A 16,764-nucleotide genomic window follows, 5' to 3' on the forward strand; every position below is an offset into this window, starting at 1 on the left:
TCGAGGCATGGCCGCACAATTGCATGCCTGAACGCAATCTCGCGGCATCCGATCTGCCGGTACCGGGCGTGATCAGCGACACGATGGACCCAGTCCAGTCGATGGTTGACGGCAAGTTCTACACGAGCAAGTCGGCGCTGCGGGCAACCTACCATCCCAGCGGAAACGCAGAAGGAAAGCGATACGTCGAGGTCGGCAACGACCCCGCCCGCTTCAAGTCCCGTGAAAAGCAGCAGCCCGACCGCAAAGCAATCCGGAGTACGCTCGAAAAGGCGCAAGCCCGATATGCTCGCGGCGAGCGTGTCAACCTGAACGCCTAATCCGTATCCTCTCAAACAGGAAAATCCCCCATGACCGACTTTGCAGCCGGAGCGGCCCCCGCCGTAGCCGATACCTCTTCTGCGCCCGCCTCCACTGAACAGGCCAGCCAGATCTCCAATAACACGCCTGCCGATGAGCAGGTCGTCGAGACGCCGAACCCGATCAGCACCAAGCCGCAGGAAAAGGCGGAGGAGCCGAAGAAGCCGGTATCGACCCGCGAGGCGCTGGAGAAAGCGGCCGCCAAGGTGAAGGCGGAGAGCAAGCCGGAGGAGGGGAAGGACACGCAGAAGCCTTCTGAAGCGAAGCCTCAGGCCAAGACGACTGAAAAGCCCGCGCAGCAGCCCCAGAACGCGCAGCAGAAGCCGCCGGCCCAGCAGGCCACGCCTCAGGCTCAGACGCAGCAGCCGGCGTCCCAAACGCCCTCGACGGCCAAGTTCACGGCTCCCGATCGCTTTTCGAACGATGCGAAAGCGGTCTGGGACACGGCGCCGGAACCGATCAAGGCGGAGGTCCACCGCGCGATCCGCGAGCTGGAGCAGGGGCATCAGAAATATAAGGCCGATGCCGATGCATACGGCGAAATCCGTGAATATGCCGAATTGGCTAAGCAGCACGGCACGTCGGTCAAGGACGCGCTCGGCCGATACACGGGCCTTGAACGCCGGCTGGCGAGCCCCGACGGCAATATCAAGGCGCAGGCGGTTGCCGAAGTGCTGCAGTATGCCGGTCTCACGCCGCAGGCCTATGCGGCCTATGTAACCGGCCGCCCTGCCAATCAGGTGCAGGCGCAGAATGACGCCACGATTGCCGCTCTCCGGCAGGAGATTGCCGGATTGAAACAGCAGATCGGCGGTGTCACCACCACCATTCAGGACCAGCGCAACACGGCGCTGATGACTGATATCGCCAAGTTCGCGGAGAGCCATGATCGGTTCGACGAACTGAGCGAAAGCATTGCCAAGTTGATCACCACCGGCATGGCCGCTGATCTCGACGAGGCATATTCGATGGCGGAACGGCTCAACCCCGCTCCTGCCGCAAATACCGGCGCCACCTCGACGAGCGGAGCTCGCGAGGAACTCGGCCTCGGCAATATCACCGAAGACCTGCAGGCTCAGACCCTCAAAGGCTCGAAATCCGTCGCTGGCGCACCTTCCTCGGGCTCAAACCCCGCGAAGAAAGGCAAGCCGTCATCTTCCATTCGTGAATCCCTGGCCCGTGCCCAAGAGCAGGTGATGGGATAACCTTAAAAGGAGGGCCAGATGGCCTCTATCAACCCAATCGAGCAGTACCAGGAGGTGCTGTCTCTTGCGCTGGAGGAGCGTTCCTCCGGCTACCAGGACCTGGTGTCCAACTCGAACTCGCTGCTGGCTCAGCTTCGCACCGAGGATAGCTGGAAACCGTTCTCCGGTCCCGACATCCGCGAGCGTCTGCTGTACAACAAGACCAATTCCGCGGTCTGGTACAACGGCTACGACTTCCTGAACCCGGTTCCGGCGGAGCTTTTCAACGACGCCGTCTACACTCCGAAGATGGTGGCCGTCGCGGTGACGCTCTCCAACGAGGAGATCCTGAAGAACTCCGGCACCAATCAGATCATCGACGTGATGGAAGCTCACATCGATGCCGCTGAAAACGAGCTGGAAGACGTCGTCGATGCTTCGCTCCATAGCGACGGTACCGGCTTCGGCGGGAAGGAACTCGGCGGCCTGAAACTCGCCGTGCCGACGGTCACGAACGCGGGCACCTATGGGGGCATCAGCCGTGCCGATTTCGCCCTGTGGCGCACGTCCACCTTCGACGCTCAGTCGTCGTTCCCGGCAATCGGTACGCAGGTCGACAAGGAGAGCATTCGTCCGATGCTGAACAGCATCATGACGCAGCGCTCCCGCGGGAAACGCGGCGCCAACCTTCTGTTGATGTCGCCGGAGCACTATGCTGCCTACGACGCGGCCACGGTTGCGATCCAGCGCATCAACGATGAAACCGGCCTCGGCAAACTCGGCTTCCAGACGCTGAAGTATTTCGGCGCCGGCCGCCAGGCCACCATCGTGCAGGAAGGCGGCATCGGCTCCAACATGCCGGCCAACACGACCTACGGGCTCGACACCACCACGCTGCGCGTCCGGTACCATCCGGAACGCAACTTCAACAAGATCGGCCGCTCGATGATGCCGATCAACCAGGACGCCGTTGTCCAGTACATCGGCTTCATGGGCGAACTCACCCAGGTCAATCCGCTGTTCCAGTGGAAACTGATCGACTCCAACCCGGCAGCGTAAGGAGGTCAGGACATGGCTACGCGCTTCATCACTCCGTCTCTGCCCGGCCTCGGGCTGAACAACATCGCCCTGGCGACCGATCGTCCGGTCAAGCAGCCGCTTGGCACGAAGTTCGTCGCCGACGATGGCCATGAATACATCCTGGCCAAGGCGTCCGCCAACATCGCCTCTGCCGCCGTGTGCGTCCTGACGGAGCCCGCGATGACGATGGCGACCGGCGCCGGTGATTGGACCGCGCCGACCCGCACCGGCGGCGTTCCTTCCGGTGCCACGGCCTGGTTCCAGAAGACGGCGATCTGATCGCAAAAATCGCGACATCGAGAGCGGGGCCATGTGCCCCGCTTTTTCGTGCAACCTCTCAGACAGGATCGAGATCATGAACCCGAATGAAAACCTTGTCGTGCCGGTATTCAAAATCCACACCGTGCCGAATGAAGCGCGCTCGCGCGCGATGGGACGCCCGCAGTTCGACGACATGGAAATCGTTGAAATCCGCATGGCCGGCAACAAGCAGACTGTCGGAGTCTTTCCGGCGCACGAAGTCTGGAAATGGGAAGACAAGCCGGACGGCTCTCGCGAGCCGGTGACCTATGCAATGCGCTGGGCGGACATCTATCAGAAGTTCAAAGCCAATGAAGCGCAGGTCCAGTCCGGCACGCCGCTGAGCGAAGCGCCGTTCCTCAGCCAGGCAAAACGGTATGAGCTGAAGGCGCTGAACATCCATACCGTGGAAGCACTGGCCGCACTCGACGGCACGCCGCTAAAGACGCTGGGGATCGGTGGCCGCGAGATGAAGACGCAGGCTCAGGCCTATCTCGCGAAGGCGGAGGGCTCCGCGGTCGAAACTCGCCTTGCCGCTGAAAACGAGGATCTTCGCCAGCAGATCGCGGACCTCAAGGCTCAATTTGCGCAGTTCGGCAAATCGAGCACGGCGAAGGTTGCTCCGGCCGAGGCTGAAGACGATGCGGCGGCAGGTGAGGAAGACGAAACCACCGGTGACGATCAGCCCGAATCCCCGTTCGCAGACTGGGACGACGAAGACCTGAAGAACTGGATTGCGGATGCCCAGGGCTCGCGGCCGAAGGGTAATCCGAACCATGCCACGCTGGTCCGCATGGCCGACGAGATCAACGCCGAACTGGCGAAGAAGAACGAAGGCAACTGAGCATGACGATCCTCTCCGTTTTCCAGCAGGTCGCGCCGGTCATCGGCCTGCGCATTCCTACGGCCGTCATGGCCTCGACGGAGCGCGCCCATATCGAACTGGCGGCGCTCGCCAACGAGATGGCGGAGAGGATCGCCTTTGACATGAATTACGACTGGTCGATGCTGAAGAAGCTCGCCACACTCACCGGCGACGGCGTGGTCGAGGGCTTCGATCTGCCGGAAGACTACCGGCGGATGCTCAAGAAAGCCAAGCTCTGGCCGTCCTCGTCGCCCTATGCCACCCTCACGCACTATCCCGACACCGACCAGTGGCTTGGGCTGCAGGTCCAGAACTTTCAGCAGATCGTCGGAGGCTGGACGATCCTGGGCAACCAGATCCTGATCCGCCCGGTGGTTAACAATGCCGCCACGGTCAAGTTCTTCTACCTGCGCAATACCATCGTGAAGGCGGCCGACGGTTCGCTCAAAACGGGGTTCACGGCCGATGAAGATACGTACCTGCTCGACGAGCGCCTGTTGAAGCTCGGCATCATCTGGCAGTGGAAGGCGAACAAGGGGCAGCAGTACGCCGAGGACCTGTCGAATTTCGAGGACGCGCTGGCCGAGCGGATCGGCGCCGACAAGGGCTCCAACTCCATTGCGGTGGGACGTAGCCGCGTTGGCGCCGAGGCCATCGCATATCCGTGGGTGATTACGCCATGAGACAGGGATTTCGCCGCGCCGCGGTTCCGGCCCCCGCCCGTCAGAACATGCAGACGAAGACATTTCCGGCGCCGACGCGCGGTTGGGTGGTCAACGAAAACATGATGATGACCGCTCCCGGCAGCGCCGTGATGATGGAGAACTGGTTCCCGACGCAGAGGGGTATTCGTCTTCGAGGCGGATCGACCCGGCGCGCGACGATCGGAACCGGCCCTGTGGTCAGCCTCTTCAGCTATCAGGCGGGAACGATCAAGAAGCTGTTCGCGACGAGCTCGACTGCGCTTTACGACGTGACGACCGTTGCCAACCCGACCGTGCCGCCGGCCCCTGCCTTTTCAGGGCTCACAAGCGGGTATTTCTCGACCACGCATATGACCAATGCGAACGGAGCCGTCTTTCTTTATGCGGTCAACGGGACGGACGATCCACGCACATTCAATGGCACCACATGGCAGGCGATGAATGCGAGTTCGACGCCGACGTTGACTGGAGCGACGGGATTGAACGCGGTCTGGAAACACCGCAATCGCCTGTTCTTCACCCAGACCGGCACGATGGACGCGTGGTATCTCGCCATCAATTCGATCGGTGGCGCGCTGACGAAGCTGCCGCTGGCCGGCGTATTTCAGCGTGGTGGTTCTCTTCTCTTCGGCGCGACGTGGTCAACGGACGCAGGCGACGGCATGGACGATAAATGTGTGTTCGTGACGACCGAAGGCGAAGTCGCGATCTACCAGGGCGCGGACCCGGGAACTCTCGCGGATTGGGCACTCGTTGGCCGCTACGACATATCGAAGCCGATCGGCAAGAATGGGTTCTGCTCGGTGGGTGGTGACCTGCTCATCATCACCGAAGAGGGCATTGTTCCGCTCTCCGCCGCCACCACAAAGGACCCGGCCGCTTTGAGCCTGTCCGCAGTGACGAGGGCTATTGAGCCGGAATGGAGGAAGGAAGTCCTCGCCCGGCGCGCGCTGCCCTGGGAGATGGAGAAATGGCCGTCCAAGGGCATGATGATTGTCACGCTGCCGGGGAATGACCTGCAGGAACCCTATTGCTTCGTGGCAAACCTCCAGACCGGCGCCTGGGCGAAATACACCGGCTGGGACACCCGATGCCTCTCGGTATTCGATGACTGGGCGCATTTCGGCACGTCGGACGGCCGGATCATGCAGTGCGAGCTTGGCGGTACCGACGACGGCGAAACCTATGTCAATACGGTGGTCCTGAGTTTCGACCCTCTCGGCGCGCTTGGCTATCAGAAGCAGGTCCATATGGGGCGGTCGATATTCCTCGCCAGCCAGACCTTCACCGCGGCCCTGTCGGTGTCGACCGATTACCAGATCGACCTTCCGACACCGCCGAACACCGGCGCATCGACGACCGTCCCCGGATTGTGGGACGTCGGCCTCTGGGACGTATCGGTCTGGGATGACGCGCTCGGCATAAAGTCCGTGAAGTCGAAGTGGGAGTCGATCGGGATGAGCGGATTTGCCATCGCCCCTCAAATCCAGGTCACTTGCGACGGCCCCAATCTGCCGGATGCCGAGCTGGTCGGCATCGATATCACCTTCGAGCAGGGCGCCCTCGTCATATGATCGAAATCATGTGGGGCGGCAGTGCGCTCAATCCCGAGCTGCACGACGCCATGGTCTCCTATGTCGACGAGCGCATAGGCAACAGCGGGCGAGGCTTCGGCCACTGCAAGACGATGGGCGTATTCGAGAACGGCAATGTGCTCGGCGTCATCGTCTTTCACAACTGGAACCCGGAATCGCAAGTCATCGAGATATCGGCCGCGGCGGATAGCCCTCGCTGGCTTCGGCCGACCGTCCTCAATCGCATCTTCCGATATGCATTCGATGATATCGGCTGCCAATTGGTCGTTGCGCGCATATCCGAAGACAATGAGCACACCCAGCGGATATTCCGCCGATACGGCTTTCAGCGATACCTCATCCCGCGCTTGCGTGGCCGGGACGAGGACGAATGGATTTTCACGCTGACCGACGACGCATGGCGCGGCGGCAAGTTTCATAGAGGTTGAATATGGGAAAGCTCACAGCCGCGAGGCTGAGGGAGGTCGTTCATTACGATCCATCAACCGGCATATTCACGCGTATCGAGGCGGGGCCGCGGTCACCGGCCGGATCGGAGCCGGGATATCTGCGAGGTGACGGGTATCGCGCAATCCGCATAGATTCCGTCAAGTATCTCGCTCATCGATTGGCTTGGCTTTACGTGTTCGGAGAATGGCCGGGTGAGTGGCTCGACCATATCGATCGAGACCGCGGCAACAATCGAATTGCAAACCTACGTGACGTCTCCCCTCGGGAGAACAACTTCAATCTCCCATCACGCCCCGGTTCGTCCAGTCGGTTTGTCGGCGTCAAGTTCCGGAAGGACCGCAATCGCTGGACAGCCAGAATTTCGGTAAACGGCAAGCAAATCAACTTGGGATGTTTCGCCACGGAAGAAGAGGCGAACGCCGCCTATCTCCGCGCAAAACCCCACTACCATCATTACTCGAACTATCGTGCTTCGAAGGAAGCAGGGGAGGTGTGTCATCGGCAAGCCTAAAGCACCTGAGCCGCCCGATCCGCAGGAAACCGCCGCTGCCCAGACCGGCACGAACGTGTCGACCGCCGTCGCGAACTCCATCCTCGGCAACGTCAACCAGAAGACGCCATATGGCAGCCTGACCTACGGCCAATCCGGCACCTACAAGTGGACCGATCCGACGAGCGGGAAGACCTACGACCTGCCGATCATGACGGCGACGCAGACGCTCTCGCCCGAACAGCAGAAGATCCTCGACCAGAACAATCAGACGAACCTGAACCTGGCAACGCTAGCGACGAGCCAATCCGGCAAGCTGAATAATCTGCTGTCGACGCCGTTCACCCTGGGCGGCGCTCCCGCTGCCGGCGATCCTTCGAAGCTGACCATGCCGAACTATCAGCAGTTCGGCGCCGGGCCGCAGCTTCAGACGCAGATCGGGAATGCCGGCAATATTCAGAACTCTATTGCGGGTGCCGGCGACATCACTAAAACCTACGGGACGGACTATGCCTCCAATGTCCAGGAGGTGCAGGACGCTCTCATGGCGCGGATGCAGCCGTCCCTCGATCAAGACCGCAACGCCCTGGAAACGCGGCTCGCCAATCAGGGCATCCAGATCGGCTCTGCCGCCTATAATTCGGCGATGGACGATTACAGCCGTCAGACAAACGATGCGCGGCTCGGCGCAATCCTAAACGCCGGTCAGGAGCAGTCGCGGCTCGCCGGTCTCGCTCAGCAGCAGGCCGCATTCCAGAACCAGGCACAGCAGCAGCAGTTCGGCCAGAACCAGGCTCAGGCCCAGTTCGGCAATCAGGCGCAGCAGCAGGGATATACCCAGGCGGCGAATAACGCGCAGTTTGCCAATACCGCTGCCCAGCAGATGTATCAGAACCAGAACACTGCGGTGGCCGGAAACAATTCGCTGCAGGATCAGCGTTTCAATGCCCAGCAGGCTATGATCGACGCTCAGAACCAGGCGCGCTCGCAATACATCAATGAGCAGTTCGCGCTTCGGAACCAGCCGATCAACGAAATCATCGGCCTGATGGGTGGCGCGCAGGTGCAGAACCCGAATTTCGTACCGACCCAGGGCGTGCAGATGCCGACGGTCGATTACGCGGGCTTGGTTCAGCAAAATTACGCGAACCAGATGGGCGCCTACAACAGCCAGTTGGCGCAGTCGAACAGCCTCCTCGGTGGCCTTTTCGGGTTGGGCTCGGCATTCATCATGTCGGACGAGCGCACCAAGGAAGACATCGAGAAGGTCGGCGAGGTCGAAGGGCAGAACATCTACCGCTTCCGCTACAAGGGCGGTGGCCCGATGCAGCTCGGCGTCATGGCGCAGGAGGTCGAGGACAACCATCCGGAGGCGGTGCGTGAGATCGGCGGCATCAAGCACGTCGATTACGGCCGGCTTTTCAGGCTCGGGGAGGCCGCATGATGCAGTCGTTCAACATCCCGGCCAGGGAAACCCCTGAACAGGCCAAGGAGCGCATGCGCCAGCAGCAGGTTCAGCTTGCCTCGAATATGCCGACCGACGTGGGAAGCGGCATGCAGGCCGTGGCGAACGCTCTCATGGCCCGGCAGCAGCAACAGCAGGCCGCATTTCCTGCGGCGCCGGGCGGCGGCTCGATATCGCCGCTCCTGGGCTTCAAGAACATGTTCGGGCTCGGCGGAGGGCTTTATTGATGGCTGTTCCATCCTTCCTGTTTGGCGGAAGCACCGGTCTGACGCAGGAGCAACTTGCCTCGCGGCGTAAGATGCTTGAGGCGATGCGGTTGCGGCAGATGGGCTCGGCGCCCCGAAACGTCGGCGAGGGTCTTACAGCGGTCGGCCAGGCAATTGCATACCGCATGGGCATGAACCAACTCGGGCAGGGGGAGGCCGCTGCTAAGGAGCGCCGGGATGCCCTCATGGCGCCGCTGTTCAGCTCGACGCCGTCGTCTCCGCCGATGGTCGATCCGAATGCTTCGGCGTCCGCGGCCATCCCGGATTCGGAAGTTGCGGGCGAATTGGCTGCGACCGATCCTGCGCCGGCGTCGTTCTCCGGCAACCAGCAGGAGTTCATCGAATCCATCCTGCCGGCCGCGATCGAGGAAGGGAAGCGCACCGGCGTCGATCCCCGCATCATCGTCGCTCAGGCCGCACAGGAAACCGGCTGGGGGAGGAGCGCACCGGGCAACAACCTGTTCGGCATCAAGTCGCATGGCCAGTCTGGCGGCAACAGTCTTATGACCACGGAATACGTAGACGGCCGGCCGGTGAAGGTGCGTGACAGCTTCCGGGCTTACGAAAACCCGGCTGATTCCGTTCGCGGCTACGGCGATTTCATCTTGCAGAACCCGCGCTACCAGAAGTTCCGGACCGCGCAGGGCCTCGATGAGCAGCTTGCCGCGTTACAAGCCTCTGGCTACGCCACCGATCCGAACTATTCCCGCAGCGTCGGCAGGATCGCGCGAGGCATTCAGCTTCCGGGTGAGGTCGCCAGCCTTGATCCTTCCGCCGGCATGCCGACCGCCAGCGCTGCGATCGACGCGGTCGCCCCGCCTTCGGGCCAGCCGCTCGCCGGTCCTGCGCCTTATCGTGACCCGCTTATCTCGGCGCCGAACTATGATCCCGTTGCCGCCGGCGCTCCGGTCGCTGGCGGAAGGGAAGCGGTCGCGAATGCCCTGGCCGCCGTTCCTCCGAAGCCGCAACAGTTCTCTCCGGCCGTGACCACCGTTGGGAACGCCATGGCCGCGAAGACCGGTGAACAGCTTCCGGCGCTTCCTCCGGCTCAGGAGGTTGGCCCGGCGTCGAACGTTGCGGGGGCGCCCATGCAGCAGCCCCAACAGGTCGCGGGGGCCGATTACTTCCCGCCCGCGCCTCCGCCGCCGTCGTCCGGCCCTACGCTTCAGCAGCTCTATCAGATTTCCACCAGCCCGGACATCACGGAGCAGGATCGTGCGCTCGTCAACATGATGATCGAGCGGAGGATGCAAGAGGCAGATCCCGTGCGCCAGATGCAGCTACGCAAGGGCCAGCTTGAGCTTCAGGCCGCCGAGAATGGCACGTGGTCTCGATTGGACGATGGTCGCCTTTACAATCAGCGAACCGGCGAGGTCCGGAACGCTCCGGTCAATCCGTCCGCACCGCCGTCCGATCTCGGTCTCAACCCGCAATATGGCGTGGATGCGAACGGAAATCCTGTGCTGTTGCAGCTCGGCAAGGACGGCAAGGTGGTGCAGTCGAAAATGCCTGACGGCGTTACTCTCTCGAAGGAACCGATCCGGCTCGATGCCGGCACGCATTGGGTGCTGCTTGACCCGATCACGCGCCAGCCGATCGGCCAGGTCGCCAAGGACAATCGAGGCGAAGCGGCTGATACGGCCGCCGGCAAGGCTGATGCTGAAGCTCGGGCTGCTCTCCCGCAGGCGGAGGAATCTGCTAACCTTATGTTGTCGAGCATCGATAGCCTCATGAACGATCCGTATCTCGACAGCATGGTCGGCTCGGTTCAAGGCCGCTGGCTTCCCAATGTCACCTCCGATGCTGCCCGCGTCCAATCGAAGATCGACCAGATCGGCGGGCAATCCTTCCTCCAGGCCTACAACATGCTTCGCGGTGGCGGCCAGATCACCGAAGAGGAAGGTAAGCGCGCGACGGCTGCCATGGGGCGACTCAACACGGCGCAGAACGAAAAGGACTACCGCGAGGCGCTGTCGGAGCTCCGCTCGGTGGTCGCGTCCGGACTTCAGCGCGTCCGTCAGAAGGCAGGTGTTGGCGCCGCTCCATCGGCAACTGCTCCTGTCCCGAGCGGTCCGGTCTCGATCGGCGGCTATACCATTGAAGAGGTCAACTGATGCCGACCTATCAAATCACCGGCCCGGACGGGAAAAAGTACCGGATCACCGGCGACAACCCGGAGGGAGCATTTGCCGCGCTTCAAGCGCATCTTGGCAATCAGCCCGCTTCGGACCCGGATCAACGCGACAACCTCATGGGCAAGGTTGACAGTGTCGTCCGTGGCGCTGCCGATACGCTTTCCTTCGGTACGGCTGATGAGATTGCGGCCCAAGTTCGCAGCGGCCCACTTACGACGCAGCGTCCTCCTGAGGACTATTACAGTCGCGGCATCTTCGCGGGCGATTACAATCCACTTGGCATGATTGCCCGGGGCCTCAATGCTCCGTTCGCTTCCGATACCAAGACGGCCGACTATGAGCGGGCGTTGGCGGAAGAAAGGGGACTCGACGCCTCGGACGCAGAGAACCGTGGCGGCTACCGCCTGGCCGGTCAGCTTGCCGGCGGTGTGGCTGGCGGTGTCGGACTGGCGAAGAATGGGATGTCGCTGGCCGCCAATGTTGCCGATCGCGGCGCTGGCCTCGCTCGCGTCTCCGGTGCTTCTCTCGTGGATGGCGCTGTGCTCGGCGGCATCCAGGGCTTCGGAAGCGGCGAGGGGATAGAGGACCGGCTTTACAGCGCTGGAATTGGCGGCCTCACCGGCGGGGCAATTGGTGCAGTCGCTCCCGGCGCTGTCGCTGGCGTCTCGAAGGTCGCCAAGGGTGCCGTTGCTCCTTTCGTCGCGCCGTTCATGCCGGAACCATATGCACGGGAGGCAGTAGCCACCGCCCTCCGCCGCTCTGGCAAAACCCCGGATGAAATCGCCGGCATCCTGCGATACGCGGCCGAAGAGGGCCAGCCGATGTACAACGTGGCGGATGCTATGGGGTACTCCGGGCAGCGCCTCATGTCCACCGTAGCCCGCAACCCGAGCGACGCTCGTCAGATGGTTGCCGAAGCTCTCCAGCGTCGTCAGGCGGGGCAGGGAGAGCGTCTGGCACAGTTCGTCGCCGAGGGGCTGGAAGCAGGCGACACGGCGGCTCAGCGCCAAGCCACCTTGACCGGAGCACGGACTACAGAGGCGAATCGACTTTATGCCGCTGCCCGCCGCGATGCCGGCGCCGTGAACGTTACTCCCGTGCTGGAAACGATCGACCAGACCCTCAATCCTGGCGTCAACCGCGTCGTCAACCCGCGCGACAACATCGGCTACGACACGATCGAGGGTGCCCTGGCGCGAGTCCGGCGGATGATTTCCGACGGAAATTCCCAGGTGACGGACTTCGACACCCTGTTTCGGGCAAAGCTCGACATTGACGACATGATACAGCGCGCCGAGGGGCAGGGCGCCGGCAATCGGGCACATTATCTTGACCAGGTCCAGCGCCAGATCGACAACGCTCTTGCCGAGGCTTCGCCCTCCTATGCTCAGGCTCGCGATACGTTTGCTCGGGATTCCCGCAAGATTGAAGCTGTCGAGGCCGGCCGGTCTGCCTTCAGACCATCGCAGCGTGCTGACGACACGTTGTCCGCGTTCGGCGCTATGACGCCCGAAGAGCAGGCGGCATTCCGCGCCGGATACGCCGATCCGGCAATCGCTCGGCTGGAAGCCGCCTCGATGTCTCCGACCACGAACAAGGCGCGCATCCTCCAGACGCCGAAATATGAGGAAGAATTGCGGGCGTTCGCCGCTCCCGATCAGGCGGATCGGCTTGGCCGCAGGATCGGACGGGAACAGCGGATGTTCGATACCGCTGCGGCTGCCTTGGGCGGCTCCAAGACGGCCGACAATCTCGCGGATGCGGCAGACATGAGCAAGCTCGACCCTGGCGTGATGTCCTCGCTCTTCCGGCAGGACTACATCGGAGCGCTCATGAACGGCCTGCAGAAGACGATGTCGACGGCAAAGGGAACGCCGCCGGCGGTGATCGAGCGCATGGCCAGGACAATCATTGAAACAAATCCGGATGCCGCGCTGCGCATCCTGTCAAAGGGATCACAGCGCCTCACGCAAGCAGATCAGATGCGGGCACGTGTCGCTGCGGCTCTCATCGCCTCAGGAGCGGCCGGAGCGGGGCGGCTTTGATTTCATGAAATCGGGAACCTTGTTGCCGGTGATGTCAATCGCCCAGGCGACGATGCCGGCGCCGGTCATGATTCCCAGCGCGATAGACGGCCAGTTGAACGGCATGAAGTAAAGATACCAGACCCACGCCAGAGCAATAATCACGAGAACCCACCGCCACGGCCCGGGGCCGCGGTCGAATTTCGGTTCGTTCGGGTCGTGATCGATCTCCATGTGCCTTGAAATACAGCATTCCCTACCGCCTCGCAATTGCGGGGCTTTTTCTTCTGGAGGGCCTTGAATGCCTCGCAATCCATCGACCGGTGTTTATACGCTCCCGCCCGGTACTGGCGGCACGCCGAACCAGCCGATTTCGAGCACGATGTTCAACACCTTTGCGGGCGACATCGCACAGGATCTGAACGGCGCTCGCCCTATTTCGGCAGGTGGTACCGGTGCAACCAATGCCACCCAGGCGCGGGCAAACCTCGGTCTCGGCAGTGCGGCGATCAAGAACACGGGCACGTCCGGAGACGCCGTTCCGCTCCTGAATGCTGCCAACACTTGGTCCTTGTCGCAGGGGTTCGGCGCAGGCATCCAGTTTGGCTCGGCTACGTCCTCGGCGGCGAACGACACGTCGCGGCATATCACCCTCTACGGCACGCCGGGAACCGGCACGTACGGCATGACGGTCACCGGTAGCCGGTTGAATGTCGTGGCCCCCGCCTCTGCGAATGTCGTATTCGTGGACAGCACTGCCAACGCCGACCGCTTCCTGTTCGACATGGATACCGGGAATGCCAACATCACGGGCCAGCTTTCTCTTGGAACGGCTTTGGCCATTAGTGAAGGCGGCACTGGCGCGACGACGGCTGCCGGCGCCCGTTCGAACCTCGGCCTTGGGTCCGCCGCTCTGGTCAATACGGGCACGTCGGGCGGTGCTGTTCCGCTGTTGAACGGTAACAACACATGGTCTGGCTCTGCTGCATTCTCCGGCGCCGTCACGTTCACGTCCAACCCGGTAATTCAGAATGCCGCCCCTATCCTTTACATGAGGGACACGACTTCTGGTTCTTATGACGTCCGCATCCTGTTCGATGCGAACAATCTGCGATTCGACGGGTCGCCTGACGGCTCTACCTACGCAACCAAAATCCAGTTCGAGATGGACACCAATAACGTCTATTTCGGATCGCCCTCGGGTAACGCCCTCATCTGGAACGGCACGGCCGTTCCCCTGAACGTAGGTGGTACTGGTGCGACCACGGCCGCAGCGGCACGCACGAACCTCGGCCTCGGATCGCTCTCCACGCTCAATAGCGTCAACAACGCCAATTGGTCTGGCACGGACCTTGCCGTCGCAAACGGGGGCACTGGCGCCTCGGATGCCGCGACGGCGCGGTCGAACCTCGGGCTCGGTGGTCTGGCCATCATGGACTTGGCCGATCTGCTGTACACGGGGTCGAGCGCCAGCACCACAACCTTTCCCATTGGCTCTTACGTCGCGGTGGTTGGTGCGCCTGACGGAAACCGCGCCGCAGTCATCGACATATGGCTATCCGCTAACGGCGTCGATTTCGTCGGATCGGCAGACGGCGCAAAGCTTGTTGGAACGTGGCGTCGTCGCAGCCGCAATGCCAATGGCAACTTTCTGGCTCAGCGAACGGCTTGATCAATAGGAAATCACAATGGCCAACTACGTCATAGTGCAGGTTCATTCGATTACGGAGGGCCGACCGAACATCGACCCCCCCGATTCGTATAACATCATCCTCGATTACTACACGATCAGCAGCCAAGGCGTTGTGTCGGAAACGGAACTAAATGTCCCGTATTTCCTGACGCAGGATGACCCCTACGGCATGGCCCCGACGCTGCGCCAATGGATGATCGACCATCCGGAGTTCCCGATCACGCCGTATACGCCGCCGCCGGAGCCTACAATCGAAGAGATCAGAGCAGCAATGCCACCGGTCACCGCTCGGCAACTTCGCCTCACCCTCGTCCGGAACGGGTATTCGCTCTCCGCAATAGATGCCGCAATCCAGGCACTTCCCGATGGGCCGGCCAAGGACGAGGCGCAAATCGAGTGGGAATACGCCACGCAGTTCGAACGCTTGGCGCCGACGCTGTTGACCATTGCGGCAGCTCTCAGCATCTCCGCAGAAGACATCGATACGATGTGGGAGCAGGCCTTGGCGGCGTAACACAAGAGGCCGGCGCGCGACAGGTAAACGCAACCGGCCTCCGGCTGCGGCTGGGCTGGGGATTAGGTTGCTGACCGCAGCATACATAACTGCGCCGTGACCGCGCCGTTCCAGTGATCAGCGTTAGCAAGTCACAATGAAGAACAAGAGGCCGGCGCGAACGCGCGTGCGCAACCGGCCTCTGGCTACGACACTAAGGTGGGCACCCGTCGCCGCAGCAACTTTTACGCTATCCTTGGTAGTGCTTTCCCGCAAGCGAGGTCCGGCACTGAATTGGGGTAATGTGCCGGAGCTTTGTCCGCAGATGGTGGGGTAACCAGATTGAACTGCGGTGCCGGAAATGGGCCACGGCTTTAAGGTGGCTCAAGCTCCGTTAGCGCGCATGGCTAACGCTTCGTAAACATCCACAGTTCTGTACCGTAATGAGACAGAAGAGGCCGGCGCATTAAGGAAGGCAGATGCGCCGGACCTCACCGCGAGCGCCGGTGACCAAGCTATTACGCCGCGGCGCAAATTAACTCCGGCTGATCTGAAAAGTTCCAACACACGGAGATCACTGATGAATACGACCGTGCAGGCTCTGCAGCGGCGCTTAATCGCGCTCGGCTTTCCGTTGCCAAAATACGGGCCGGACGGAGACTTCGGGGGCGAGAGCATCAAAGCCGTGGGCAACGCGCTGGATGAGCTCGTTGAATTGCGCCAAAGAGACCAGATCCATTTCCCAACCGGCGACCTCAAGCTAAGTCCGCCGACGTTCCTGCAGCCGACCGGCCCTGTGATCCCAGCCGACTGGATGCCCGATGCGAAGATATCCCGGATTATCTTCCATTGGACGGCCGGCCAGAACAAGGCGAGCGATCTGGACCGGGACCATTACCACATCCTCATTGAGGGTGACGGAAAGCTCGTGCGCGGTAAGCCGTCCATCGCGCTCAACAGCGAGCCGAAGGCCAAAGCCGGATACGCGGCCCACACCCTCAACTGCAACACCGGCTCCATCGGCGTGTCGCTCTGCGGCATGGCGGGGGCGGTGGAGAGCCCGTTCAATCCCGGCAAGCAGCCGATCACACGAGATCAGTGGACCATCCTGGCGGCCGTGCTGGCGGAACTCTGCGCCCGCTACTCCATCCCAGTCGACCGCAAGACGGTCCTTAGCCACGCCGAAGTGCAGCCGACGCTCAAGATCACCCAGAAAGGCAAATGGGACATCTCCCGCCTGCCTTTCGACACCTCAATCCAGGGCGCACTCGCCATCGGCGATCATATGCGCGCCATGGTGAAATCCCGCCTCTAACCTCACGACAAGGACCGACCACATGAAACGCACTGCGATCCTCGCAGCGGCGGCCGTCGCGCTGTCCGCATGCACCACCACCGGCTCGATTGATACCGCGATCAAGAACAGCCTGCCGAAAACCTGCGCGCTGATTCAGACGGCGCACGCGGCATTCGTCGCCGCATCCGCCTCCGGCAACATCAAGGCCTCGACCATCCGCAAGGAGGCTGCGGCCTATGAAGGCGTGCAGGTGATCTGCGCCGATCCCGGAAGCGTCACCGCCGCAAATGCTCTCGTCGTCGCGGCGACGGCATACGCGACCGTCTCTCTCGCCCTCAAGGAAGCCCGTGCGGCTCAGTAAAG

18 protein-coding genes are annotated in these 16,764 nt (G+C 62.0%); 17 read left to right on the forward strand and 1 reads right to left on the reverse strand.

The features are described from left to right. The first annotated feature begins 23 nt into the window (after positions 1–23). Genes ACMGE0_RS12100 through ACMGE0_RS12160 form a run of 13 tightly spaced genes read left to right on the forward strand, consistent with a single transcriptional unit; the run spans position 24 to position 12,939 of the window. On the forward strand, positions 24–320 hold the full coding sequence (locus ACMGE0_RS12100) for a hypothetical protein (protein WP_436816097.1): 297 nt from the start codon (positions 24–26) through the stop codon (positions 318–320). A 30-nt stretch (positions 321–350) separates the two neighbouring features. Next, positions 351–1,565 (forward strand): hypothetical protein, encoded by a 1,215-nt coding sequence (locus ACMGE0_RS12105; protein ID WP_436816098.1) that lies wholly within the window; start codon positions 351–353, stop codon positions 1,563–1,565. Positions 1,566–1,583: 18 nt separating this feature from the next. Further along, entirely contained in the window at positions 1,584–2,603 is a 1,020-nt protein-coding gene (locus ACMGE0_RS12110) for a phage major capsid protein (RefSeq protein ID WP_436816099.1), read from the forward strand. 12 nt (positions 2,604–2,615) lie between these two features. Further along, entirely contained in the window at positions 2,616–2,903 is a 288-nt protein-coding gene (locus ACMGE0_RS12115; RefSeq protein ID WP_436816100.1) for a hypothetical protein, read from the forward strand. After that, positions 2,827–3,768 (forward strand): hypothetical protein, encoded by a 942-nt coding sequence (locus ACMGE0_RS12120; protein WP_436816101.1) that lies wholly within the window; start codon positions 2,827–2,829, stop codon positions 3,766–3,768. Before ACMGE0_RS12115 ends, ACMGE0_RS12120 begins: the two co-directional genes overlap by 77 nt. A 2-nt stretch (positions 3,769–3,770) precedes the next feature. Beyond that, positions 3,771–4,472, forward strand: a complete 702-nt coding sequence (locus ACMGE0_RS12125; protein ID WP_436816102.1) for a phage adaptor protein — start codon at positions 3,771–3,773, stop codon at positions 4,470–4,472. Continuing rightward, positions 4,469–6,067 (forward strand): hypothetical protein, encoded by a 1,599-nt coding sequence (locus ACMGE0_RS12130; RefSeq protein WP_436816103.1) that lies wholly within the window; start codon positions 4,469–4,471, stop codon positions 6,065–6,067. The genes ACMGE0_RS12125 and ACMGE0_RS12130 overlap by 4 nt, the downstream gene beginning before the upstream one ends. Next, the gene (locus ACMGE0_RS12135; RefSeq protein ID WP_436816104.1) at positions 6,064–6,516 is read left to right on the forward strand and encodes a GNAT family N-acetyltransferase; all 453 of its coding nucleotides are present in this window, start codon (positions 6,064–6,066) and stop codon (positions 6,514–6,516) included. Before ACMGE0_RS12130 ends, ACMGE0_RS12135 begins: the two co-directional genes overlap by 4 nt. Before the next feature lie 2 nt (positions 6,517–6,518). Next, positions 6,519–7,049 carry an HNH endonuclease signature motif containing protein gene (locus ACMGE0_RS12140; RefSeq protein WP_436816105.1) on the forward strand — a complete coding sequence of 177 codons (531 nt, stop codon included), beginning with the start codon at positions 6,519–6,521 and terminating at the stop codon, positions 7,047–7,049. Then, the gene (locus ACMGE0_RS12145; RefSeq protein WP_436816106.1) at positions 7,006–8,472 is read left to right on the forward strand and encodes a tail fiber domain-containing protein; all 1,467 of its coding nucleotides are present in this window, start codon (positions 7,006–7,008) and stop codon (positions 8,470–8,472) included. Before ACMGE0_RS12140 ends, ACMGE0_RS12145 begins: the two co-directional genes overlap by 44 nt. Continuing rightward, positions 8,469–8,720 (forward strand): hypothetical protein, encoded by a 252-nt coding sequence (locus ACMGE0_RS12150; protein WP_436816107.1) that lies wholly within the window; start codon positions 8,469–8,471, stop codon positions 8,718–8,720. The genes ACMGE0_RS12145 and ACMGE0_RS12150 overlap by 4 nt, the downstream gene beginning before the upstream one ends. Next, a complete protein-coding gene (locus ACMGE0_RS12155; protein ID WP_436816108.1) occupies positions 8,720–10,873 on the forward strand; it encodes a glycoside hydrolase family 73 protein in 2,154 nt (717 codons plus the stop codon). Before ACMGE0_RS12150 ends, ACMGE0_RS12155 begins: the two co-directional genes overlap by 1 nt. Continuing rightward, positions 10,873–12,939 (forward strand): hypothetical protein, encoded by a 2,067-nt coding sequence (locus ACMGE0_RS12160; protein WP_436816109.1) that lies wholly within the window; start codon positions 10,873–10,875, stop codon positions 12,937–12,939. The genes ACMGE0_RS12155 and ACMGE0_RS12160 overlap by 1 nt, the downstream gene beginning before the upstream one ends. Here the strand turns inward: ACMGE0_RS12160 and ACMGE0_RS12165 are convergent. Beyond that, entirely contained in the window at positions 12,910–13,152 is a 243-nt protein-coding gene (locus tag ACMGE0_RS12165; protein WP_436816110.1) for a hypothetical protein, read from the reverse strand. The genes ACMGE0_RS12160 and ACMGE0_RS12165 overlap by 30 nt on opposite strands. Before the next feature lie 67 nt (positions 13,153–13,219). Here ACMGE0_RS12165 and ACMGE0_RS12170 point away from each other — a divergent pair, with 67 nt between their 5' ends. The 4 genes from ACMGE0_RS12170 (at position 13,220) to ACMGE0_RS12185 (ending at position 16,762) form a co-directional block, all read left to right on the forward strand. Further along, positions 13,220–14,590 carry a hypothetical protein gene (locus ACMGE0_RS12170; RefSeq protein ID WP_436816203.1) on the forward strand — a complete coding sequence of 457 codons (1,371 nt, stop codon included), beginning with the start codon at positions 13,220–13,222 and terminating at the stop codon, positions 14,588–14,590. A gap of 16 nt (positions 14,591–14,606) precedes the next feature. Further along, positions 14,607–15,125 (forward strand): hypothetical protein, encoded by a 519-nt coding sequence (locus ACMGE0_RS12175; protein WP_436816111.1) that lies wholly within the window; start codon positions 14,607–14,609, stop codon positions 15,123–15,125. 559 nt (positions 15,126–15,684) lie between these two features. Further along, positions 15,685–16,419: a peptidoglycan recognition protein family protein gene (locus ACMGE0_RS12180; RefSeq protein ID WP_436816112.1), complete on the forward strand. Its 735-nt coding sequence runs from the start codon at positions 15,685–15,687 to the stop codon at positions 16,417–16,419. Between the two features lie 22 nt (positions 16,420–16,441). After that, entirely contained in the window at positions 16,442–16,762 is a 321-nt protein-coding gene (locus ACMGE0_RS12185; protein ID WP_436816113.1) for a cell wall anchor protein, read from the forward strand. Positions 16,763–16,764 lie beyond the last annotated feature (2 nt).

This window comes from Neorhizobium descurainiae (genome assembly GCF_051400715.1).
GTDB lineage: Bacteria > Pseudomonadota > Alphaproteobacteria > Rhizobiales > Rhizobiaceae > Neorhizobium.